Raw genomic sequence first — 23,013 nt, 5'->3', positions numbered from 1 at the left:
CTTAGTAGAGTAAGAGTTTAATAAGAAAAAGTAATGATTCCAATAGAAGAAGCAACTAAATACGTTGAAAAAAATAAGAAACCAGATGTAGATCGGTTTGAATTTCGTGCATTTTCTGAACCTTATCGCGTTTTAGCTAAAATTTTAGGACGTATTGACAAAGGCGAAAGAAGAACCTATTATAGTGCCACCGATTACATTGCGGTTTCTGAAGATGCTATTAATAATAATCCTTGGCGAACTCAAGAAGGTATGCGTTTAGGAATGCAGTTATTTGGTATTATTCAAACGCCGTATTTAGCAGATATGTGGGATTTTATGGATACAATACCTTATCAGAGAGGTTATGATAGAAAAGCATTTAGATCTGTAAAAACAGAAGATACATTACGTAATAAATTACAAGTTTTTACGCATTTTTTAAGTTTAAGCAGAAAGGGGTTTGGCGGATTAACATTACATGAACATTTTCAATACAGCACCTATTTTCCTCACGGAAATAGCTTTTTTTTAGCGACTTTACTCCATAATGGAAATGGAATGTTTGACGAATTGTTAGATGATATTATTCAAAATGAAGATGAAATTGGTGGTATTAGTGCAGATATTATAAAAGCATTATTACTTTCTGAAGACGAAAAACATTGGGAAATGGTAGCCAAGTTATTACTCGCTGCCCAACGTCAAGAAGGTTTAAGACAAACTATTTTAGAAGCTTTAGATGAATCTAGTCTTGGCGCTCTAAAATATATGATTAATATTGTTTTAGAAAACGACTTAACGCGTTTTACTAGTGTAACTCGAGCGGTAAGCACTTGGTTTGGTTTAAATTGGGAAATCCCTAAAAAATCAGTAATTAATCGTGTGCTAGAGTTAGCACAATCTTTAATTTTAGATTTAAAAGAAGTTGATACGCTTCTTAAAAGTAAAGATAACTTAGAAGTTTTAGTGGCCTTATGGTCTATAGCTATTTTAGATGTAGATAAAGCTAATGCAAAAGCTTTAGATATTGTTTATACTTCAGAAGATAGAAATAAAAAAATTCTAGCCTTATATTTTATTTCTTCAACAGATAGAACAAACGATTCTTTAGTCGAATACTTCAAAAATAACTTAGGTAAAGATTACGCTCTAGATCATTGGATGGCAGTAAACCTACCATCAACAGTAGTTATAGATAACACAACCTTCTTAAGGTTATTTGAAGTCGCTAAAACGGCCGAAGACCAAGGGAAAACCTTCGAAAGTAAAATATTCTCTTGGTGGAGTTTTACACCTAACTCTTATTATTTCTACCAGTTTTTAATCAATGGTGCTAATGAAGAACAACTAGAATTAATCGCGAATGATTTAGACATACTTCCAACAGAATTTAGAGAAAGCTACATCCGTAAAGTATTCCCTAAAGATTACAGCTATTCTTTTTACAATTACGAACAAAATACAGAGAAAAAAGAACGTTTAAATTACGATGAAAACTCTTGGAAAAGAGGTTTAGCGAGAAAAGCAATCTACAACAGAAATGAGTTATTAATGGCTACAGGACTTAACTTATTTAGTAGAATGCACTTGTATGATAAAGATTTAGAGATTGCTGAAGATTTATTAAGACGAAAACATAAAAACTTACGGACCTCATTAATTAAATTGTTAGTAGAATTACCAGCCGACCGATTAAGAAACAGTGCTACAAATTTAGTGACAGCAAAAAGTATAGACCAGCGTATAGCAGGTTTAGAGATGTTGACTCTTTTACACGACGAAAATAAACAGTCTAATTTTGTAGAAGACCAAATTCGCCTCTATAACGAACGCCCTAAAATCACCAAAAATGAACAAGTCTATTTAGATAAATTTAAAGATAACGCCGAAGAATTCGACTTCAGTAATGGTTTTGGAGCTATTGATTATGACAACTTAACACCATTATATATTCCACAATCGCGTTTTGAGAAAAAAACGAGTTTCTTCGATAAATTAGGAATTACCACTTCAGAATCTTCAGGGTTTAAATTCAAAGAATTCATAGATGTAAATAAAATTATTAAAGCAGTTAATACGTTAATTGATATTGTAACTAAAAACAGAAATCACGAATATCAAACAGAAGTATATCAAGGAGAAATAGCAACAACTTACATAGAAAAAGGCATTCGTGATATTAAAAGTTTAGGCGATGATGCAACACCAGAAGAACTGTTACATAACATTCCTTTAGCTAAAATTTGGATCGCTTGGCACGAGCAAAGTAAGCTTAATGATTTTGAAATGTATGCTGCAATTCGTTACATTAAGAATCATAATAACCCATTTGGAGATTATAAAGATTTTGAGCCTTTTGCTAGACAGTATTATCCAGATTTAAGTGGCTTAAAATTAGATAAAGAAGATCGGTACAATTCAAAATCTGATGCCTATAACAAAATTTTAATACGTCTGTTTAATGTCTATGCAGAAGAAAGAATTATAGCTAATTTTAAGCTAGATATAATGGAAGATATGATTGCTAATTTTCCTAAAAACCTCAAGGCAATACAGTATCAAACCTCTAATTATCGCTATAATAAAAAAACGTTTAACTGGACAAATGTTATTTTACCACTTGTACCAAGTTTAAGTATGAATAATTTAGAGCTTCTCACAGAAGCACAACTTCAAAAATATTGGGGAACTTATATCTATTTAGTAGCTCAAGATATAGCTTATCCTAATACAACTGACGATGTAAAGGTAATTACAAAACAATTCAGTAGACCAGGAATAGTTCCATATCCAAGTATTGCTGTTACATTAAGACTTTACAAAAAAGGCTTAATTAATGATGATGACATCCTTTTTCAAGCCTTAAATTCTCGTGAGTTAATGGTCATTATGGACGGTGGTTTTAATTACAGAATGAATTATAAATGGATAGAAAGAGATTGCGTACCTAAACACGTATTAGCGCCTTTAAAAACCAATTTATTAGAAACAGAATTAGAACGTGGCGATTTAGAAACCACTGCCACAGGATACATGAATGGTATTCACAGCATAGAAGGTGTAGATTATGTCTTTAGAATTTTAGAACGTTTAGGAAAAGATAATTTTGAACGTGGTTATAGCTATTACGGCGATAGTAAAAAAACAATATTTAGTGGTCTTCTAAAAAAATCGATTTTTAAAGATACTGAAAGTTATGCCGATTTTGCGGCACGTGCAGATGCTTCTAAAGTCACTAAAAAACGATTAATAGAATTAGCATGTTATGCCACGCAATGGACAGGTGTAATTGGTGAATACTTAGGGTTAGAGAAATTAGAAGATGCCGTTTGGTGGTTTCAAGCACACGCTTCAGATTATATGAATTCTGAAAAAGAAACCATTATTTCGCGTTATTCTAACATTCCAAAAAGTGATTTTGCCCTTGGTGCTATAGATGTCGATTGGTTTAATAAGGTGTACAAAACTATTGGGAAAACCAATTGGAAATTATTACACGATGCGGCCAAATATATTACCGATGGAAACGGACATAGACAAGTAAAACTCTATTCTAGCGTCATGCTAGGCGAAGTAAAAATCACCGAAACGTTGAAGAAAATCAAAGACAAACGCGATAAAGATTACGTACGTGCATTAGGTTTAATTCCGTTAAGTAAAACCATACCAGAAAAAGATTTATTAAAGCGATACAACCTGTTGCAAGATTTCTTAAAAGAAAGCAAACAGTTTGGGGCGCAACGTCAAGAAAGTGAAGCTACCGCTGTAGAAATTGGTTTAGACAATTTATCAAGAACCGCAGGTTACCAAGACCGTGTGCGTTTCAGTTGGGCAATGGAAGCGAAAGCTACCCAAAAAATCATGGAAAATGCCGTAATTACCATAGAAGAAACAGAGATAGAATTAATAATTAATGACCTTGGTAAAACAGATTTTAAAGTCACTAAAGCCGGAAAATCATTAAAAAACATCCCTGCTAAATTGCGAAAAGACAAACAAGTTATTGCTTTAAAAGAAAACAAAACATACCTATCTAGACAATACAGCAGAACACGTTTATCGTTAGAAAACGCAATGGTAAACGAAGATGAATTTACAGCACAAGAAATTCATAACATGATGCAACATCCTATCGTTAAAGTGATGTTGAGCAATTTGGTTATGTACGTTCCTGAGAAAGAAATTTCAGGGTTTTATAACGAAGGTATTTTAACAGATGCCACAGGAAAAAAACACCAATTAGCAGAAGACGATGTATTACTTATTGCTCACGCTTCACATTTATACAAAAATGTAGAATGGGATCTTTATCAAAAACACCTGTTTGCAGAACGCTTAGTACAACCCTTTAAACAAGTGTTTAGAGAGCTGTATTTAATTACCGATGATGAACGCGAACACAGCACACGTTCCGAACGTTACCAAGGACACCAAATTCAGCCTAAAAAAACCGTAGCACTTTTAAGAACTCGCGGTTGGACGGTAAGTATGGAAGAAGGCTTACAAAAAGTATATCATAAACGTGGTTTTATAGCAACCATGTACGCCATGGCAGATTGGTATTCGCCGTCTGAAGCCGAAGCACCAACACTAGAAGATGTCTGTTTCCATTCCATAGATACTTACAAAAAAATTCCGCTTACAGAGATCCCATCCGTAGTTTTTAGCGAAATTATGCGAGACGTAGATCTTGTAGTCAGTGTTGCGCATGTTGGTGGTGTAGATCCAGAAGCAAGTCATAGTACCATGCAAATGCGTGCTGCCTTGGCCGAAGAATCTGCAAGATTATTCAAACTTAAAAACATTACCGTTAAAGAACGTCACCTGTTTATTAAAGGAAAACTTGGCGAATACAGCATTCATTTAGGAAGCGGACAGGTTAGCAAAAACGGATTGGCATTATCCATCATTCCGGTACATAGTCAGCATCGCGGTCGTATGTTCTTGCCTTTCGTAGATGAAGATCCAAAATCGGCAGAAATTATTTCTAAAATGAAATTACTTTCAGAAGACAATAAAATCCAAGATCCAACCATTTTGGCACAAATTAATAGTTAATACAAGCATTAGGGCGTTACCTCGCTTAGGCGAGGTCGGGCTTTATGTTGCAAGTCCGCGTGCTAGCGCACTGTGGGCTTTCCACGGCAATCCCTAACGCAAAAAAATCCGTATTCAAATGGAACTAACATTACAACTAAAAAGATTAGGTAAAAAAAAGGTAAAACAAGTCCCTTTTACACTAGAAGAAAACCCGAAAAATTTAGAAGATTTATTAATTGGTTGTGTAAAAAATCAAGTGGAAGCCTTTAATAAAAAACGAACAGAAGTTAATGTCATTGGTTTCCTTAGTCCTGCCGAAATACAAGACAAAGCCCAAACAGGAAAAGTAGAATTTGGCGAATTAGCTAATACCGATTTAGCAAATTTAGAAAAGGCAATAGACAATGTATTGTTAGCTTTTAAAGACGGATTATTTGTTGTTTTTGTAGACGATGATGAAATTACCGATTTAAAAGCACCGCTAGAACTGACTTCAGAAAGTATCATTGCATTCATAAGAATGACGTTTCTAGTAGGTACGTATTGGTAGTTTTTAATATGGAACTCAAAAACATTCAAACTCAATTAGCAGAACACATCGCTAACCATAATAAAAGCTGGGGACATTTATTAGCCAATCTAGATTTTGGAAATGAAGCTTCCAGTTATTGGGATGTTACTTTAGAACCAATCAACATTTCTGTTGAAGTTAATAATAAATCTTTCACTTTTAAAAATGCCAAATTTATATGCGATGTAAATTCGGGTATTTCTTATGGAGATGATGTTAGCATTTTAACGAAACAAGTTTCTGGCAAAGGAAGTTGTCAATTTACAGATGACAAAACAATTCATCTTACAGAACTAAAAATTGAAGCGTAGGATTTAGAAACGAATAGAAAGTTAATGGAAAAACAATTTAAAACTAAAACAGGATTTTGTCATATTTTACCAGATAAAATTATACTCACAAGAGATGGAATTATTGGAAATGTAGCAAAAGTGGCTGTTGGAAAAAGCATCACTCGAGTTTTAATAATTTATGGAGGAATTTCTGCTTTCTTACTTTATTCAGCATTTGATAGCTTTAAAACAGGTCAAGTTCCGACATCAATATTTTATTCAATAATTAGTTTATTTCTTATGTATGGAATATTTACAAGCATTAATAATTCTACAACACCAATAATCGAAAGAAAAGATATTAAAAGTATCAAATTTAAAAAAGCAATATTAGGAATAACGCGTTCTCGATTTGAAGTCCTTTTTAAAGACGTAAACGGAAAAATTAAGAAGCGTATAATTATGTTACCCGGTGCAATGCATCATGGAAAAAAAGAAACAGAAATTGCAAAAAAAATAATGACAGAAGAGAAGTTATTAAATGAATAAAATATGAAGACCACATTTAAATAAAGGTTATAAAAACATCAAAATAAACAAAAAAACATTACATATTATGAAACAGTATACAAATGCAATTATTTTTGGAATAGCAATCGTTGCATCTTCAATCTTCTTAGGAAAAGCCTATACAGATAGAAATAAAGTAGACGGAAAAATTGAGGTTACAGGCTTAGGTAAAACAGATTTCTCATCAGACTTAATTGTTTGGGAAGGTAGTTTCGGATCTGTAAATACCGACTTAAAACAGGCTTACATCTCTTTAGAACAAAAAAAAGCAACTATAAACGACTATTTAACTAAAAAAGGAATTAAACCAGAAGAGCTTATATATAGTGCCGTTTCTACCAACCAAAAAACAAAACAATTATACACCCCTACTGGCGATTATGCAGGTGAAGAATTTGTAGGTTACGAGCTTACACAATCTGTAGAAATAGAATCTAAAGAAGTCGATAAAATAGAAAAAGTATCTCGAGAAATTACAGAATTATTAAATCAAGGCGTTCAGTTTTATTCGCAAGCACCAAGATATTACTACACCAAACTTGCCGATCTCAAGATTGAAATGATCTCTAAAGCTACAGAAGATGCCAGATTACGTGCCGAAAATATAGCTAAATTTTCAGGTGGTAATTTAAGCACTTTAGAATCTGCTAAAATGGGAATCTTTCAAATTACAGGTCAAAATTCAGGAGAAGATTATTCTTGGGGAGGAACTTTTAATACTGCTAATAGAGAAAAAACAGCTTCAATTACTATGAAATTGGTTTATAAAGTAGACTAATCCCCTACTCGATTTATATGTTAAAAAAGGTATGCTTATCCACTAGAATACCTTTCTTTATCTATTAAGTTCAATTAATATAAAGAACAAAAGATAAAACGAATTGAAATGGTTGAAATTACAAAAGCAAACGCAACACATTCTGAACTCATTGTAGAAATAGGAAAACAAACGTTTTTAGAATCTCATGGACATAGTGCTTCTAAAGAAGATATACAGGATTATATTTCTAGAACGTATAATAAAGCAGCCATTCTGAAAGAATTCGATAATACCAATGTACATTATCATCTTATATATTGCGATGGAGTTATTGCTGGATTTTCTAAAATAGAATTGCATACGACCAACAAAAACATAGCAGATACTAATATTTCTAAGTTTGATAGATTGTATATTTTAGAATCGTTTCAGGGCAAAAAATTAGGTGCTCAACTATTTAATTTTAATATCGAATTATCTATAAAAAATAAACAAAATGGCATTTGGCTTGCGGTTTGGACAGAGAACCAAAAGGCGATAAATTTTTATCAAAAAATGGGCTTTAAAATAGCAGGAGCTTTTGATTTCAAAATATCTGAGACGCATAGTAATCCCAATCATATTATGTATTTAAAATATTAATTTTTATCCTACAATAGACTAATTTTCTATTATCAAAAGGAGCTTTTATGCTAAGAATACTTTTTTTTTATAACTCAAAATAACATTTGCTTACTTCTTTAAGTGAATCATTAGCTCTAAAAGTTGTTAGAATAGTAATGTATTTTATAGACAAAGAAAATTAATAATAGTTTTACGAGTTTTTATATCACAGAATACAGTGATAAAACCTATCACATACGCTTATACATTTGTATTAAATTAATTACACATCACTATACTCATGACAGATCAAGAAAAAAAACAATATTTAGCAGAAATAGACCAAGACGTGCAAAAAGCTGTAGATGGAGAATATAAACTTTATCCTGTACTACAACCAGCAAGTTGGCCAGGTGTTAAAAATGGAGCACTCTATAATGTAGAAGTTCTTGAAGATAATGATGATGATAAAATTCCTTTAGTTATTAAATCTTATGCCGTAGAAACGCCAAATGGTTTGGTATATCTATCAAAGAAACATAAAGATTTTTTTGGAAATAGAAACTTATATCAAGAAGCTAGCGACAACTTAGACGAGCTTGAACAAGGATTTAAGTTTGAAAAAGAATTTGATAATAAAGTATTGAGTTCAAATGGAACTCGATTTTCTAATGAAAGAGCTCTTAGTTATACACAGATGCGTATGGCTCATGATTTTTTAGAGTCAGAAGAATTATTTGTATCTATACCTAGACGTGGTAATATCCTTATTATTCCTAAAGATTCGGACAAAGAGCTGTTAGATATGTTTTTATACGTACATAGACACAATTGGAACGATAAAACTAACCATAATGCGCATATCGCTAATATACTTTTATACATAAAAAGTGGTAATAGAGAAGGAATCGTATATCTATAAATCTAAACGCTATGTTATAAATTTGGCAACGTCTTTTATTCATAATAGATAATGATATCAAGGGCTTCAATTCAAAACATTGAAACAATGAAACAATGAAAAGTGCAGGTCTTAAAACGACAACGCGTAATTCCTCAAAAGAAATAAGTGACAAGAATTCGTTCTTTGTCATCAATGTTTTTGGAGCTCCACTCTATGAAAAACCTTCATTAAATTCAAAACTGATAAAACGCATTTCAGTTGGAGAAAGAATTGTTGCAGAGAAAATTATTGAAACAAAACAATCCATACACATTGGTGAAGGCTTTCAACTTCATGGAAATTTTATTAAAGTAAAAAATCAAGTCTGTTCTGGATTTATTCATAGTTCCGATTTAACAACATTTAGACCTCAATTAGAGCCTATTTACAATGGTGTCGTTATTCCTGATTTTAAAGGAAAAATGATACATAAAACTACAGATAAGAGAATTGAAACATGCAACGACAAGCCATTTGAAATTGAAGAAGAGATAGCAACCTATGACCATATCATTCATACCTACACAGATTTTAATGATTGTTTTGAGAACACGTATCTATATAAGGATATGACGTTACATGAAGTCTATCACCAATTACCTGTGCATAATCCTAAAATTGATATCACTTCAAAAGGAAATTTTATTCTCATGCCTAAGTTTATAGAAAAGAAAGACAACCAATACTTTTTTAAAGGCGTAGGAATCACACGTGGTGTAGCAATTAGTAAAAATAAAGATGGGCAATTTTTAATAGCATCACTAGATTGCCCTTAAATATCGTCAGTCTAAAACAGGCTAATTATTACAAATAACTAAGGTGTTCTAATTTATAAGAACACCTTTTCTTTTTTTTAATGAAAAGTAAAAAAAGTACTCTTTAGGCAAACCACTATATTTCATAATAGCTGAATACCGTGATAAAAAAACTGAGATGTATCTCTAATTTTGAAATAAATAAAAAACATATAATCTTATGAGTAATACCATTCATGGCCCAGAAAAAACACCTGAAGAAATAGCTAAAATAGTAGAACAAACAGAGAATAGCGATAAAAAGATTTATCCTATTTTAAAACCTGGCGACTGGGTTGGATTAAAAGCAGGAGCTTTAAGCTCTACTTTAATACCATCTGAAGATGGCGCTGAAGTCGTAATAGGTTACGGTATGAATACACCTGATAACTTTGTGTTTTTAACTAAAAAGCACCTAGAGACTATGGATGCTAAACAAATTACGCAAGAAGCCTTCACCAATTTAGAAAAATGTGATCCAGGATTAACATTTGTTGAAGCTTTAGATAATAAAGCCGTTGGTGCTAACGGAAACGATTTTTCTAGTGAAACCATTCTTTCTAGAACCCATATGTTAAAAGCACATACCATGTTAGACGCTGAAGAATTATTAGTATCTATTCCAAGAAGAACTTGTATGACTATTATTTCAAGACAAGCAGATGAAGATACCATTAATAAGTTTGCTTTTTTACACAATCATACTTGGGGAGATGATAGTTTTGGTAACGCACCAATAACAAATTCATTTTTTATTGTAAAAGATGGTAATATTGTAGGACATATTCCATTATAAATTCAATTAAAAAAAACAGATAAAAAAGGCATTCTTAATTTTAAGAATGCCTTTTTTATGGCTTCAATGCTATATAAATAAGCGTTATAACTAATTAAGTACACTTAGAAATAGCGGAATACCATGATAAAAAATGACAATTGCTACTCTAATTTTGCAGCAAACAATAAACACACAACACTATGAGCGGTACACTTTACGGAAAAGAAAAATCTCAAGAAGAAATAGAAAAAATCATTGAGCAGACTAAAAATAGGGATCAAAAAATCTATCCTATTTTAAAACCAGGTGATTGGGTTGGACTTAAAGCTGGGGCATTAAATTCTAATTTAATAAAAACAGAGGCTGGGCCAAAAGTAGTTATTGCTTACGGTATAGATACGCCTGATAATTTTGTGTTTTTAACGCAACAACATTTAGAAACTATGGACCAAAAGGAAATTACAAATGAAGCTTTTAGAAACTTAGGAAATTATGAAACAGAATTCACCTATTCTAAAGCGTTTCAAAATAAAATATTAACCTCTAGTGGCCATGATTTTTCTAGTGAACGCATTCTTTCTAATGCACATATGCTAAAAGCACACGCTATGTTACATGCCGAGGAATTATTTGTTTCCGTACCAAGGCGTTCTTGTATGATGGTCATTTCAAGAGATTCAGACGACGAGTTGCTTGGCGCGTTTCTAAGTATGCATAAAGATGCTTGGAAAGATGATAGTTATGGTAATGCGCCAATAGCCAATATCCTTTTTACGATGAAAGGAGGACATATTACTGGACACATAGCCTTGGATAATTTGTCTGAATACTAATAAAACATAATGCTTCAATAAAATTCAATATTAAATCCGAACAAAAACAAGAACAACAAAAAGGTATTTACAAAAACGTGAATACCCTTTTTTTATGCATTAAACGGAACAAAATTGATCTTGTAAGATATACCACTAAATAAACAAATGGCTGAATACAGTGACAAAAAAACTTCTATGTGTCTTTAATTTTGTCATAAATAATAAAACAAATAACATGAAAATTAATACACTTAATAGAAAAGAAAATTTAGCCGAGATTAAAACCATCGTGGAAAAAGCAAGCCAAGGAGAATATAAAGTTTATCCTATTGTAAAAGCAGGAACTTGGGAAGGCTTAGATGGTGAAATTCTACAAACCACAGCAATAAAAGGTGATAATGAAGAGGATCCTTCTAAAATAGTTGCTGTGTATGGAATAGACACACCAGATGGTTTTGTGTACTTAACGATGGCCGATTTAGAAATTTATGATGGAACAACACTACTTAATGACGCGTATCAAAACCTAGACGATTTAGAATCTACTTTAGAATATGCCGAAGCGTTAGACAATAAGGCACTTATTTCTATTGATACGTATTTTGCTAGTGAACGCGTCTTTAGCAAAGTAGAAATGACAAAAGCTCACGCTATGCTAGATTCAGAAGATTTATTTGTGTCTACATCCAAATATGGTGAACTAATGATTATTTCACAACACGCAGATAAAGAAACTAAAGATAAGTTTGCTTACCTACATAAGTACAATTGGAATGATGATGAAAATCCTAACGAACGTATCGCAGACCTTGTGTATTCAGTAACAAACTGTGACATTGTAGGACATATCCCTTTATAATTTTCAGAAATCAATAAACAAATAGTTACCTGTGCACACGCATCGGTGACTATTTTTTCAACTTAAAAACACAAAAATTGAAAAATCTAGACTTTAGTATCAACGGCAGAGTACAAAATTTAATGGTGGATGTCTTTGAATCGATTAGTGCTTCAAAAGAAGCAGAAGTTAAAATCAATGAACTTTTAGACACCCGAAGCATTTTTGAACTCGTTTTTGAAATCGTTAAAGAGTCTGGGTTTTACAGTCAGGATGAAAATTTTAGTCTTATTAAAGCTTTAAATATAGATACTGATGAATCTAATATTGAAGACGCTTTGTATGTGACTTGGGTATCGATGGGTGAAAACTTAAATACAGCAAAAACTCAAGAAGAATTTAATGCTAAATTCGCTTTGTTTGTACCTATTATTTTAAAACGTATGGAAGCTATTAACCGAATGTCTGCTTAAAATATCATCGCATTCCTTTTGAATTCTGTTACTAAAAAAATCAACGTTTTACTTTAGAAATTTATACAATGATCTTAGACCCTTCCAACCTTAATCGATATTACAAGCAATTAAAAACGCAACCAAATTATCCAAAAGCTTATCTTTATGAGCTTTTTGCTGTTGGTAAAACTTTAAGAGATCCTATTATTGTTGATGAGATTTCTAAAATCTTAGAAACAAACGGTACCCCAGAACTTCTTAGCGCTTTTAACACCCGTAATAAATTGCCTGCAGATGGTGAAAATTCTGCAGAAGTTTTAAAAGCATTACTCAAATACGGACTTAAAGATCCATTATTTCTTATAGGTAAAATCTACAATGCTTTTCAATTTTCATCACTTTCTATAAGACAGGAAGCGATTGCAGAAACACTAGAAAAGCAACCTGATCTTATTTCACGTTTAAATGGTATTGCTCACCTAAAAGTAAGTGATGTATTTAGCAACGGTTTACCAAAGGAAATTTGTGATATTACCTCTTTATCGACTTTAGAAATTAAAGGCGATTACCAAGCGTTGCCATTTTCTATTGGAAATTTACAACAGTTAGAAAGCGTTACTCTAGAATTAACTCAACTCGCAACATTTCCAGAATCATTTTGGTCTTTAATCAACATAAAGCAACTAGAATTAAGCAATATTACTACAGAATTTCAAGAGTCACTTCAGTTAGAAAAGTTTACAAATTTAGAAGAGTTAGATTTCATTCTAGTCAATTTAAAAAACGCATCTCAACTGCAATTACCAACAAGTTTAAAGGAATTGAATTTTATAAGATTAGAACATTTAACCAAACTACCAAGTAGCATTTCAACACTAATGCATCTCGAAAAATTCAACCTCTTTAAATGTCCAAATCTGAATGAGATACCTAGCGGATTTGATAAATTACACAAGCTTTTTGTATTTAAATTGAAAGCAGTTCCTTTAATTAAAACCATTAAAGACAGTCAAATATTTACTTCTAATTGCGAGTATATTACGTTAGATGACAACATAGAAATAATACCTAGTGCATCACCAATTTCAAATTCTGAATTATTAATCAGAGATGTCAAAATTTTAAATTACGTTTTATTGCACCCTGAACGGTTTACCGATCTAAAAAAGTTAAAAATTCATTACATCACTAATTTCTCTGAGGTTACAGCTAATTTTAGGACAATTAACAACACTTGAATCTATTGATATTCATCAAGGAAGTCATACCGAAACCCTGTTTCAAAATATTGAAAACTGTACGCAATTACGCTATTTAAAATTGTATGGTGTTGCTATTGAAAGCATCCCTGAAGGTTTAAAAGACTTGCAACATTTAGAGTATTTAAGTTTTAACAGTTGTCGTGATTTAGTTTTAGAGGCTATAAATTTGCCTTTTAAGATTAAAGACTTGCACTTATTTGACATTAAAGAATATGTTGCCACAGAAAAATTATTAGAAACAGAACAGGCTTATTTTGGGAATTTAGCGATTGAAGCACCTCAAGTTTTGTTTCAAAATTTAATCACGACATCACTTCATTTTTCGGGTATTAACGAGTGCAAAAACACCCAAGAAGATATAACACAATACTTACCAAAACCGGAAGTGTTAACCACCCTAAAAGCCTATACAAATACAGGTCATTTTCAAAATGTATTGGTCTATTGTACCAACTTAAAGCATTTACATTTAGATAATAATGAAGCTAGCGCTGTGGCTTTAACACCTAAACTCGCGCCTCAATTAAAATATTTAAAATTAGACTTTTATAAAGCTGAAAATTTAGAAGAAATCATTTCTAATATGCCTAATTTAGAAACCTTAAATATGGCGCATTATGAGATTGCTACTACGTTTCCTAAAATCAAGTTGCCACATTTAAAAACATTAGATTTAAGTTACACCAGCTTTAAAAGCCTTGAAACTCTAGAAGCACCCGTTTTAGAATCTCTATATATTGCCTTAAGTTATCAATTTGGAATGGCAGGCTATGCAAAACTAAATCAGTTTAAAGCCTTAAAAAAATTAAGTTTTATGGGCATTGGCGACGATGTCAACAGCATTCCTGAAAGTATTTCAGAATTAAAACTAACCGAGTTTTTAATCAACCATAAGTTTGAAGTGTTGCCAGAATTCATTCAGCAGATTAAAACTTTAAAAACCTTATCCTTAGGCGGAAATGACTTTGTAGATTTACCGACTTGGATAGCCGATTTACCTCATTTAGAACGCTTAGATATTGACAATTGTAAATTTGAAAATGCAGTTCCTGAATATTTTCAGAAACTAAAACTGAAAGAACTAAAATATTACCTCTCTGGTTTTGGCGGACATAATATGAATCCAGAAAAATACAAGAACTTAATAACACCGGGTTATACGGAGTTGAAAAAAGAATTTAGTAAAGAGGCAAATATGTGATTTTTGATGCTATTTAATATTTAAACCAAAGCTATGAATATAGAAAAATTAATTAGAACTCGGGAGCCTTACCAAGAAAGTTTATTTGACAGTTTCTTAATCGAAAATATAAAATCGTACGAGGAACTTATGGAGGTTTATCAAACCTATAAACAAAATCATCCTGACAAGACCATAATCTTAACCCTTGATGATTTAGGTCAAGCCGAATATACTAGTGGGCACGCTTGTGATTACAATTCTCTGCTGGATACAGAAGGTTATGATTTATCTGGACTTGATAAAGCGTGCTATGATGAAGATAACGAGCATTTGGGGCATTTGTCTACACCATCTGAATATTTCATTATAAGAGAAAACTTTTTAAAACAAACAAAAGGAATTGATTTTGAAACCGTTTGTAAAAAAGACATAAGCAATTCTGAAGACGATGTTTTAGATTTAGAAAATATTAATGAATCCCCTTTAGCATTTTTAGACCAACAGGTTGTCCTGAAGATTCTTCCTGTAGAACAACCATACGAAGGACTTACAGGGTTTCCGAATGGATATTTTGATGCCGACTTCAGTCCTTTTGAGAATTACGCGCTATCTAAACACTTATTTGAAACATATAATCTTGAACTTTTTGGAATAGGCGCTTCCTTTTTAGGGTTTATTAAAAGTGCCCCCTTAAGAGACAATGAATTAAAAGCATTGGTAACTGACTTGGCTAGATTGTATAACACCACCGAATCTGAGTTTGAAAAACTAGCAGATATCATTAAAGATAAAAACCATTTGTTTTTAAGATATACTGAATAATTTCAGTTATAAAAAAACTAAAAAGTCCAATTATAAAATTTATAATTGGGCTTTTTTTATTATTTACACTAAGTACCTAAAATTTACTCAGAAAATTGTTTAATAATTTCAAACAAGGTTAATTTAGTTCTCTTTATACTGCCATCATCGTGACGAAATAAATGTACTTTAGTATTATCATAGCAACCAAAAAATAATAAATCACCTTCAGAATTAGCACCAATAGCTTTACCTAAAGCTAATTTTTCTAAACTCCACTTATACCCATCTAAATCATTAAATATAGGATTCATAAATTCACTTAATGTTTTAACATACGGGGTTAATGCGTGAATCTTACTAACTTCCATTCCATCTATGTTGGTAAGCTCCATCATCTTTTCAAAATTATATAACTTAAATTCCTCTTCCTCAAAAATTACAGTCCTTGGTTTTTCAGCAATAAACTCCCTGTAATTTTTTCTAAACATTGGTTTTAGTTCATCTACCGAGGTTATAATTAAATTTTCATTCATAGTTGTAACTTTTTAAAGTATTAGTTCTTAGTATTTTCTTTGGTCTTTGTATCTACAATTTGTAATAGCGTTGGCATTCGGTATTTACCGTGCATACATTCTATGGCGTTACAAACCTCATCTCTATCTGTACCAATAGAGGTCACATACAATGGTTTTTTACTTTCGCCACGAAACACTTCTTTAAATACAGAAGTTTTAGATACAAACTCAGATTTCGCAATTCCAACAACCGGAATTTTATGCTCTAAAGCTTGGTACAAATAGCCACCTAAACCCAAATGTTTTTCTTCTAGAATCACGTAACCATCTACAATAATTAATTCTACCTCATCTAAATTCACTTGTTTTAGTAGACTTAAAATACACGGTAATTCGCGTTTGTAAAAAGATCCTGGCTCGTATGGTGTTACGCCTTCAATAATATCGGTGTAAATTTTTGTTGGTTCGTCGTCTTCCCAATCGTTAAAACTTACCGCTATGGTTTTGGCTTTTCCGTCGTAATAATAAGTGTCAAAAGCGAGTATCATAAGTTCATTTTTTAGTTTTGTTATTAGCTAATAGGCTTAATTAAATCAGCTTTGCTAAGCGTATATTTTATCTCTGGATATGTAAAATCTAGACCTCTATTTTCTTGACCCCGCAATTTGTAAAATTCTTTTTCTTGCGTTTCATTTGCGAGTTCCATTACTGCACCATCTTCAAAATAAGGCTTGTCATTTTTGAATTTAACCAAGGTTTTAGAGGTTCTAAAAGTGATGCCTAACCATTTGTTATCGGCTAATTTTAGTGCTTCGCGGTTTGGGTTTTCTAAAATTATTTTATGTGAATATTTAGCATTCATTTCCACAGAAAACAAAATGAAAGAATGATGCGTAAGCTTAATATCAAATTCTTCCTCGGTAGATTTATCTTTAATTCTGAGAATACGAATGGATACAGCTGTAAGCGTTTCAGGATGTTTATAACATGAAAACAAACCAATATAAGAGTTCTGTTCTAGATCTAAATTTTGATCGGAATGATAGCCCATTTTGGTATAATTCTCGTCATATATTTCAATAAGTCCACAGTTAAAAGCTGTTTTTGGTTGATTTTCGGCTTCTAATGTGTTATTAATATGATTTAAAATATCAAGATGATTTACAGTAAAATAATGAGCAGGAATACTAAACTTCGTTGTTGTTCTTACTACAGGAATACCTTTATCTAAGCACTTTATTATAGTATTTCCAACGCGTCCTTTGCCTAAGGCTTCAAAACTGATTTCTTTAGATAAAGATTCGAAACAATTGGTTTTTAAAGGAAGTGTCGTTTTATAAAACGGATACGTATTCATACAATAATGCTTTCAGATTAATAGATTGGTTTTTTATAATCTCCTGTATTCATACTAAAGTGAACTTTACCATAATCTACACGTTTTACGGTCTTGTTTTCTTCGTAATAAGACGTTCTTAAATCTTCTAGATTTTCGGTAACCATTGGTTCTAACTTAATCCGCTCGTCTTCATTTTTAATATAGGTTTGACCGTTTGTATAAACAGCCTCTAGATTAGAACAGCGTATAACATACCCCATTCTAATCGGAATTAAATCGATATCTAAAACCGATGGTCTTATCTCGTGCGTGTATAATCTGTTGGTAGACAACGGAATTAAAAACACAGAATTCGGATATAAAGTCACCGAAAATTCTTTAACTAAAGTAGCATCGTTTACAGACGATTTAAGTTTGAAAAGTAAGCGACTTAATCCGCTAGATTTGCCATAAACTCTATCAAACTTATTCGTTTTTGATGGACTTAATTTATCCCAATTCGTGTCGTCATAAAAGGTACAGAAGGCAATTAAACCTTCTTTTGGCATATCTTTCGTTTTGTCGGAATGTGCTTTTATCTTCGCTTTTACATCTTTAGGATGGTCTTTATCTTTCTTTTTATTCTCGTAAATCTGAGCTAATACGTGGTTTAATTCGGTCTCTTTTTCAAAATCAAATTTTACCGCTTCATTAATTTTGTTGACTATATAAGTATCTGTAGCTCTAAAATTATCTGTTGGTCCTGTTAAGTTGGTAGAACATCGTAATAATTTAAAATGAAGTTGCTCTTCATTTTTAGTCGATTTTTCTTTGGTGATTTCACTTAAATAAATGCCTTTTCTTAAAGCTACAGATTGTTTGGTCGATTCAGTTAAATGTTGAAATTGATGCTCTGTCTCTATTTTAGAAAAGTAATTCTCGTCTTCAAACAACTGACGATAAAACACACCTGCATTGTGTACATTTATTGGGACTTGTCCTTCACTAATCATCTTCAAATTTGACGTAGAATGGTTTTCGTAATTAGAAGAAAATTCTTTGATAATGAAAACGTCTTCAGATTTAACGTCTAACAAAGTTATATCTCCCAGAGCAAAAATTCGGATTGATTTTTCTGTGTTTTCAATATCAGAAAAACGTGTTACTACACATCCGTTAAAGTTGGCTAACAAGTAATCTAATGCTTCTGATTTAGTCTCTGAAGTACTTAAATTAAGTAAAATATTTTTAGTTTTTGAGAGTGCGTTTTCTATGTACATTATTTTTCCATTTGATGTTCGTAATAACTTAATGCTTCAGCTCTCACTAAATCGGTGTAATTAGCATTATCTGCAATCGATTTTAATAAATCGATGTGTTCTATACGTTCTTCTTCTTTTAAACCATTAATAAACCGGTTCAATAAAAGTGTCGAAGTAATCGTACCGTTTTCTGTATTGAATTTCAGCAATTCAGCATTATAAATTTTGTAATCGGGTTGATCTATAGCTTCTATAAAATGAATGAAAGAGAAATCTTCTTCCAATTCTGGATCTTGACGTTTTAAAAAATCGAAAAGCGTTTGAATGAGTTGCTGCTTTTGTGCATCTGTAAAACGATTTATAGCTTCTAATTGGAAGCCAATAGCATCAAAAAATTCACTAATTTCATAATCTTCAATTTCGTCATTTACTTGGAAGTTTTCAATTAGTGTGATGGTGTTTTCTAAATTCATAATAAACACTTTAAACTATTTGCGTTCTAAATCTGTTATTAATAATGGATTTGTTTCTTTTAATTCCTTAATTAATTCTTCTACTGCAGTTGTTGCAGGGTTTGCTTTTAAACGTTCTACCTCATCTTCGGTAATACCTACAAGTTGTAAAAATGCAACTTCACCATGCGGGGTTTCAATCTTTCCTAATTCGGGGTCAACAGCAAAAACAAAACCTACAATTTTAGTTTCTGTATTGCGTCTAATTGGGCCATTTGCAGGTATAAAATGATTCTCTTCAAACCATTTACCACTGCTAAAAACATAGCGCGCCAAATTATTCATAACTTGAATCGCCCAAATTGGCTCGCCTTTATCCTCTTTAAAAGGTTTTAATCTGAAAGTAAACTCAAAACCCCATTTGCTAAACTCTTCTTCTGTCTTATCTTCATCATAATATAATTCAGACATCCCATAACTCACCAAATGTTTGTGTGCTTCCTGATGATTAGAATCGTAAATACTGGCACCATCTATAGGATCTGTACCGCCTACACTAAAATGAATACCACATAAAGGGCCGTAATGTTTTGGCTCGGTGTCTCCGTAAATATTTTCTAAAGCGTTGTCTATAGCTATCCAACCTACAGCATCTTCTTCTGTAAATTTATTTTTATATGTTGTTTTGTCCATTTTATTCTAAATTATCCTCATTAATAAACCCTATTTCATTATCCATCATCATTTGTAAATAGTCTTCAAAACTATCTGCTATTACTTTAAATTCATCTGGATCGTGAAGAAACCGCACAACTTGTCCTTTTGTTCCTTTTTCGGAAGGACTAAAATCGATAAACAACTGAGACGTTCCGCCATTATTCATACAATCTGAAAAATGAAGCCACTTTAGATTTTCTGATTTATTAGTGATTTTTTCATCAATATCGACACCTTCATAAGCTCTTTCTATATAATCTGAATAATAGCTTGCTGCTACATTTTCATTTTCAATAATTTGTTCTGAAGACAATAAATAATACGGATATTCAGCCATGTCTGAACCTAAAAAGAACAAAATAATATCGTCATCACCATAAGTTCTCCAATACGTGCCATCTACAAACGTTAGTAAATGCAATAGTGCTTCAGGAACCTCAGGAAAGATGAGTTTTACCTGATCTAAATGCTCGGATGCAGCACCGTGTTTTATGCTCTCAAAATGATCCCAAATGTCTTTTCCTTTTGCATTATAATAAGCGCATTTGAGTGTTGCTATGTATTTATTTGCTATCGTATCCATTTTAGATTTTTTAAATTTTTCACTTACTCTCAGTTACGAACTCTAAGGCTTCAGAATTCATAACATGGCTATAAGTTCCGTTTTGAAGTTCTAAGGTATTGATATTAAAGTTTGAAGATTTTATACTATAAACTTTAATATGCCCTCCGTTTCCTTCTTTCACCCAGTCTTGAAAACTTCTTTTCATTGTATTTTGGTTATCCCAAACATATAGTTTTCCTAAAGATTTTTCAATAATTCCAAATTCATTATAATGTGTTGCGTCTAAAGTTCCAGTATTTACAGAGCGAAAAACAAGGTCTCCATCTATAATTTTTTTATCAAAAATTAAATCCATGCTTACATCTTCCTGATGGTTAATAAACAACCAAGAAAGTGCAAGTATGGATAAAATTCCTATAAAAATGGATGTAAATGTGGTTTTCATTTCAAAAATGATGCGTTACATTATTTTAAAACAGGTATAAGGTGTGACCAATTTAAAGCCGTAGCAAAGTCTAAAGCGGTTTTACCTGTATTGGTTTTAGCCGTTTTATCCGCGCCTAATTCCAATAAAATATCTACTGCTGTTTTGTTTCCTGCAATAGTTTCTGTGTGTAATCTAGTAACCCCGTTTTCATCTACAGCCTTTACTACGTCTAGATTAGCTTCAAAATAATCTCTAGCAGGTTGTTCCATTACTTTACTCATTGGGTGTTCAATAAGGTTTTCTTCATTGTCTTCTTGCTGATAAGCCACTAGAATATGGTTAGGGTCTCCAAAATCTAATCCCCAAGCCTCATCGTGTTGCTTTCTTGCTTCTTCCGTCATATCCGAACGTAAGACTTGTATGGTGTAACCGCCATAAGTTTTTCGGTCTATAGCTAGCATCCAATCTGATATTTCTGAAATTTTTCTAGTTACCGTATCACCTTCTGCAACATTGGTTAATAGGTTAGGTGAATTCATTAAAACACCAGTAATATGTTCTCCATCAAAAGCTATTTCGCTAATCCACATATGTTCTACAGTAGGTTGGTCATCACCTTCAGCCATTTGTTGAAAAGGAATTTTTACCAACGCTAAATTATGTGCAGGAACCACACGTTTTGCTTCCCAATATATTTCTCTCCAGAAATAGTTAAACGTGTCTTGTGCTTTAAGGTAAGCCGCTTTCATTTTTTCGTTTTGTTTAGCAAAAACGATATTGTTATCTTGACTCATAGTAATTGTTTTTTATTTATGTTTTTAAAGAAAGAATGTACCTGTTTCAGACATTCCGATAGGGTGTTGCGTACGTACTGTCCATTCTTCGTTATTCAAAATAGCATTAGGTTGCATTTCTATTTTGGTATCTAAACTTTTTCTACCCACAAGTACTATTTTGTCTTCTATGTTAGATTTAGTACTGTTGAAAATTTCTAAATAGGCTTCATTAAAATGCATTAGCATTATCTGTATTTTATTCTCAATTGTATAAATATCTAGCACTTTAAAATAAGCTCCAGAAGCAATTAAATGAAACCCATATTTTGCTACATCCGGATTTATTTCTCCTAAGTTAGAAGCCGAATTAGAGGCGATAGCAAAGCGTACATTTTTAGCTAAACCTTCTGCTTGATTAGAGACATCTGTAAAACCACGTTCTTGTATAATTTGATCTACCTTATAACGCGTCACTAAATCCTCTGAAAGCTCACAATCTCTATAATACATGGTTAAACCTGAAAATGTATTTTGGTAGGCCTGTTCAATTTTTATGTTTTCCATTTTGAAATTTTCAATTAATAAAAATCGTAATACAAACTCCACTGTTTGGTGTCGTTATTTTTAGCAAACATTAAACTACCATTATCTACCACGTTAAAATTTGCTTTTTCATCTGATGAAATTTGAAACACAAACTGAAAGCCTTTTCCAAAACCATCAGCATCGCCTATTCCAGATTGACAAAAAGAAGGATAACCACCTATTTTGTGGTCGTAAATATGTGCTGTAATTTCATCTGTGATATCAAAATAATCGTCGATAACACCTTCGTCTTCTAGTTTTAAAATTTCTGCTTCATCTTCTAGAGATAAACCGCCACCATCCCATAACGGGAAATCATTTTCGTCTAATTCTGCGTGTAACGGAAAAGCATTTATAAACGAGTCTGAATTTTCTATATTTTTAATTTGAATATTTTCTAAGTTGTTATATTCTCTTATCACCCAATGGTCTCCCATATCTTCAAAACATTCTGGCCATTCTGCAGAAACAAAAACAGTGATGAGTTTGGTATCCTTAAGACTTGGATGAACGTAAGGCAAATTAGGAAGGTAAAATTGCGCCAACGGAAACATTTGATCTCCGTTTTTATCTAACGGAATGTCTTCATCTTCATTATAAGCAAAGACTTTACCTATCCAACTTTCTTCAATCGTATTTTTGGGTCTAAAGCCACCTGTGTTAAATTTAGTAACCGGTTTAGATATTTTATTTTTAAGATCTTTTACTGTCATTTTTCGTGTTTTT

Annotated in this window: 26 protein-coding genes; 15 read left to right on the top strand and 11 right to left on the bottom strand. The window is 32.1% G+C overall.

From position 1 onward, the window contains the following. Window positions 1-33: 33 nt before the first annotated feature. The 15 genes from H0I32_RS15020 to H0I32_RS14950 all read left to right on the top strand — a co-directional run bounded on the left by H0I32_RS15020 (window position 34) and on the right by H0I32_RS14950 (window position 15,688). On the top strand, window positions 34-5,040 hold the full coding sequence (locus tag H0I32_RS15020; RefSeq protein ID WP_179314248.1) for a DUF4132 domain-containing protein: 5,007 nt from the start codon (window positions 34-36) through the stop codon (window positions 5,038-5,040). A 118-nt stretch (window positions 5,041-5,158) separates the two neighbouring features. After that, on the top strand, window positions 5,159-5,572 hold the full coding sequence (locus H0I32_RS15015; RefSeq protein ID WP_173588657.1) for a hypothetical protein: 414 nt from the start codon (window positions 5,159-5,161) through the stop codon (window positions 5,570-5,572). Window positions 5,573-5,580: 8 nt separating this feature from the next. Then, window positions 5,581-5,904: a hypothetical protein gene (locus tag H0I32_RS15010; RefSeq protein WP_179314249.1), complete on the top strand. Its 324-nt coding sequence runs from the start codon at window positions 5,581-5,583 to the stop codon at window positions 5,902-5,904. 24 nt (window positions 5,905-5,928) lie between these two features. Beyond that, window positions 5,929-6,414, top strand: coding sequence for a phosphoribosylaminoimidazolesuccinocarboxamide synthase (locus H0I32_RS15005; RefSeq protein WP_179314250.1), 486 nt, complete (start codon window positions 5,929-5,931; stop codon window positions 6,412-6,414). A 67-nt stretch (window positions 6,415-6,481) separates the two neighbouring features. After that, a complete protein-coding gene (locus H0I32_RS15000; RefSeq protein WP_179314251.1) occupies window positions 6,482-7,213 on the top strand; it encodes an SIMPL domain-containing protein in 732 nt (243 codons plus the stop codon). A gap of 108 nt (window positions 7,214-7,321) precedes the next feature. Then, window positions 7,322-7,837, top strand: coding sequence for a GNAT family N-acetyltransferase (locus H0I32_RS14995; protein ID WP_179314252.1), 516 nt, complete (start codon window positions 7,322-7,324; stop codon window positions 7,835-7,837). 262 nt (window positions 7,838-8,099) lie between these two features. Then, window positions 8,100-8,720: a hypothetical protein gene (locus H0I32_RS14990; protein ID WP_179314253.1), complete on the top strand. Its 621-nt coding sequence runs from the start codon at window positions 8,100-8,102 to the stop codon at window positions 8,718-8,720. Between the two features lie 95 nt (window positions 8,721-8,815). After that, a complete protein-coding gene (locus H0I32_RS14985) occupies window positions 8,816-9,517 on the top strand; it encodes a hypothetical protein (protein ID WP_179314254.1) in 702 nt (233 codons plus the stop codon). Window positions 9,518-9,716: 199 nt separating this feature from the next. Next, window positions 9,717-10,331, top strand: a complete 615-nt coding sequence (locus H0I32_RS14980; RefSeq protein ID WP_179314255.1) for a DUF1444 family protein — start codon at window positions 9,717-9,719, stop codon at window positions 10,329-10,331. A 182-nt stretch (window positions 10,332-10,513) separates the two neighbouring features. Continuing rightward, entirely contained in the window at window positions 10,514-11,146 is a 633-nt protein-coding gene (locus tag H0I32_RS14975; protein WP_173588650.1) for a DUF1444 family protein, read from the top strand. Window positions 11,147-11,363: 217 nt separating this feature from the next. Then, on the top strand, window positions 11,364-11,987 hold the full coding sequence (locus H0I32_RS14970; RefSeq protein ID WP_179314256.1) for a hypothetical protein: 624 nt from the start codon (window positions 11,364-11,366) through the stop codon (window positions 11,985-11,987). A 77-nt stretch (window positions 11,988-12,064) separates the two neighbouring features. Beyond that, a complete protein-coding gene (locus tag H0I32_RS14965; RefSeq protein WP_246293631.1) occupies window positions 12,065-12,439 on the top strand; it encodes a hypothetical protein in 375 nt (124 codons plus the stop codon). 68 nt (window positions 12,440-12,507) lie between these two features. After that, window positions 12,508-13,659 (top strand): hypothetical protein, encoded by a 1,152-nt coding sequence (locus H0I32_RS14960; protein ID WP_179314257.1) that lies wholly within the window; start codon window positions 12,508-12,510, stop codon window positions 13,657-13,659. Window positions 13,660-13,741: 82 nt separating this feature from the next. Continuing rightward, window positions 13,742-14,884 (top strand): leucine-rich repeat domain-containing protein, encoded by a 1,143-nt coding sequence (locus H0I32_RS14955; RefSeq protein WP_179314258.1) that lies wholly within the window; start codon window positions 13,742-13,744, stop codon window positions 14,882-14,884. A 33-nt stretch (window positions 14,885-14,917) separates the two neighbouring features. Further along, window positions 14,918-15,688: a hypothetical protein gene (locus H0I32_RS14950; protein WP_179314259.1), complete on the top strand. Its 771-nt coding sequence runs from the start codon at window positions 14,918-14,920 to the stop codon at window positions 15,686-15,688. Between the two features lie 83 nt (window positions 15,689-15,771). Here the strand turns inward: H0I32_RS14950 and H0I32_RS14945 are convergent, their stop codons facing one another. From H0I32_RS14945 to H0I32_RS14895, 11 genes are read right to left on the bottom strand one after another with little or no spacing between them, the layout of a single operon-like run. Next, window positions 15,772-16,203, bottom strand: a complete 432-nt coding sequence (locus H0I32_RS14945) for a hypothetical protein (RefSeq protein ID WP_179314260.1) — start codon at window positions 16,201-16,203, stop codon at window positions 15,772-15,774. Between the two features lie 20 nt (window positions 16,204-16,223). Further along, the gene (locus tag H0I32_RS14940; RefSeq protein WP_179314261.1) at window positions 16,224-16,733 is read right to left on the bottom strand and encodes an endonuclease V; all 510 of its coding nucleotides are present in this window, start codon (window positions 16,731-16,733) and stop codon (window positions 16,224-16,226) included. Between the two features lie 23 nt (window positions 16,734-16,756). Then, a complete protein-coding gene (locus H0I32_RS14935; protein ID WP_179314262.1) occupies window positions 16,757-17,542 on the bottom strand; it encodes an alpha-ketoglutarate-dependent dioxygenase AlkB in 786 nt (261 codons plus the stop codon). A gap of 17 nt (window positions 17,543-17,559) precedes the next feature. Then, window positions 17,560-18,783: a hypothetical protein gene (locus H0I32_RS14930; protein ID WP_179314263.1), complete on the bottom strand. Its 1,224-nt coding sequence runs from the start codon at window positions 18,781-18,783 to the stop codon at window positions 17,560-17,562. After that, on the bottom strand, window positions 18,783-19,238 hold the full coding sequence (locus tag H0I32_RS14925; protein WP_179314264.1) for a hypothetical protein: 456 nt from the start codon (window positions 19,236-19,238) through the stop codon (window positions 18,783-18,785). Before H0I32_RS14925 ends, H0I32_RS14930 begins: the two co-directional genes overlap by 1 nt. Before the next feature lie 15 nt (window positions 19,239-19,253). Next, complete coding sequence (locus H0I32_RS14920) at window positions 19,254-19,910, bottom strand: suppressor of fused domain protein (protein ID WP_179314265.1); 657 nt, start codon at window positions 19,908-19,910, stop codon at window positions 19,254-19,256. A 1-nt stretch (window position 19,911) separates the two neighbouring features. Next, the gene (locus tag H0I32_RS14915; protein WP_179314266.1) at window positions 19,912-20,517 is read right to left on the bottom strand and encodes an SMI1/KNR4 family protein; all 606 of its coding nucleotides are present in this window, start codon (window positions 20,515-20,517) and stop codon (window positions 19,912-19,914) included. Between the two features lie 19 nt (window positions 20,518-20,536). Continuing rightward, window positions 20,537-20,944 carry a hypothetical protein gene (locus H0I32_RS14910; protein ID WP_173588639.1) on the bottom strand — a complete coding sequence of 136 codons (408 nt, stop codon included), beginning with the start codon at window positions 20,942-20,944 and terminating at the stop codon, window positions 20,537-20,539. 20 nt (window positions 20,945-20,964) lie between these two features. Next, window positions 20,965-21,720, bottom strand: a complete 756-nt coding sequence (locus H0I32_RS14905) for a DUF2314 domain-containing protein (protein ID WP_179314267.1) — start codon at window positions 21,718-21,720, stop codon at window positions 20,965-20,967. A 24-nt stretch (window positions 21,721-21,744) separates the two neighbouring features. After that, window positions 21,745-22,266: a hypothetical protein gene (locus tag H0I32_RS14900; protein ID WP_179314268.1), complete on the bottom strand. Its 522-nt coding sequence runs from the start codon at window positions 22,264-22,266 to the stop codon at window positions 21,745-21,747. Window positions 22,267-22,280: 14 nt separating this feature from the next. Continuing rightward, window positions 22,281-23,000 (bottom strand): DUF1963 domain-containing protein, encoded by a 720-nt coding sequence (locus H0I32_RS14895; protein WP_179314269.1) that lies wholly within the window; start codon window positions 22,998-23,000, stop codon window positions 22,281-22,283. Between the last annotated feature and the right edge of the window lie 13 nt (window positions 23,001-23,013).

The sequence above is a fragment of the Winogradskyella sp. HaHa_3_26 genome (assembly GCF_019278425.1).
GTDB lineage: Bacteria > Bacteroidota > Bacteroidia > Flavobacteriales > Flavobacteriaceae > Winogradskyella > Winogradskyella undariae.
Note: the sequence above shows the minus strand (reverse complement) of the source record. Positions and strands in the feature narration are given on the sequence as shown.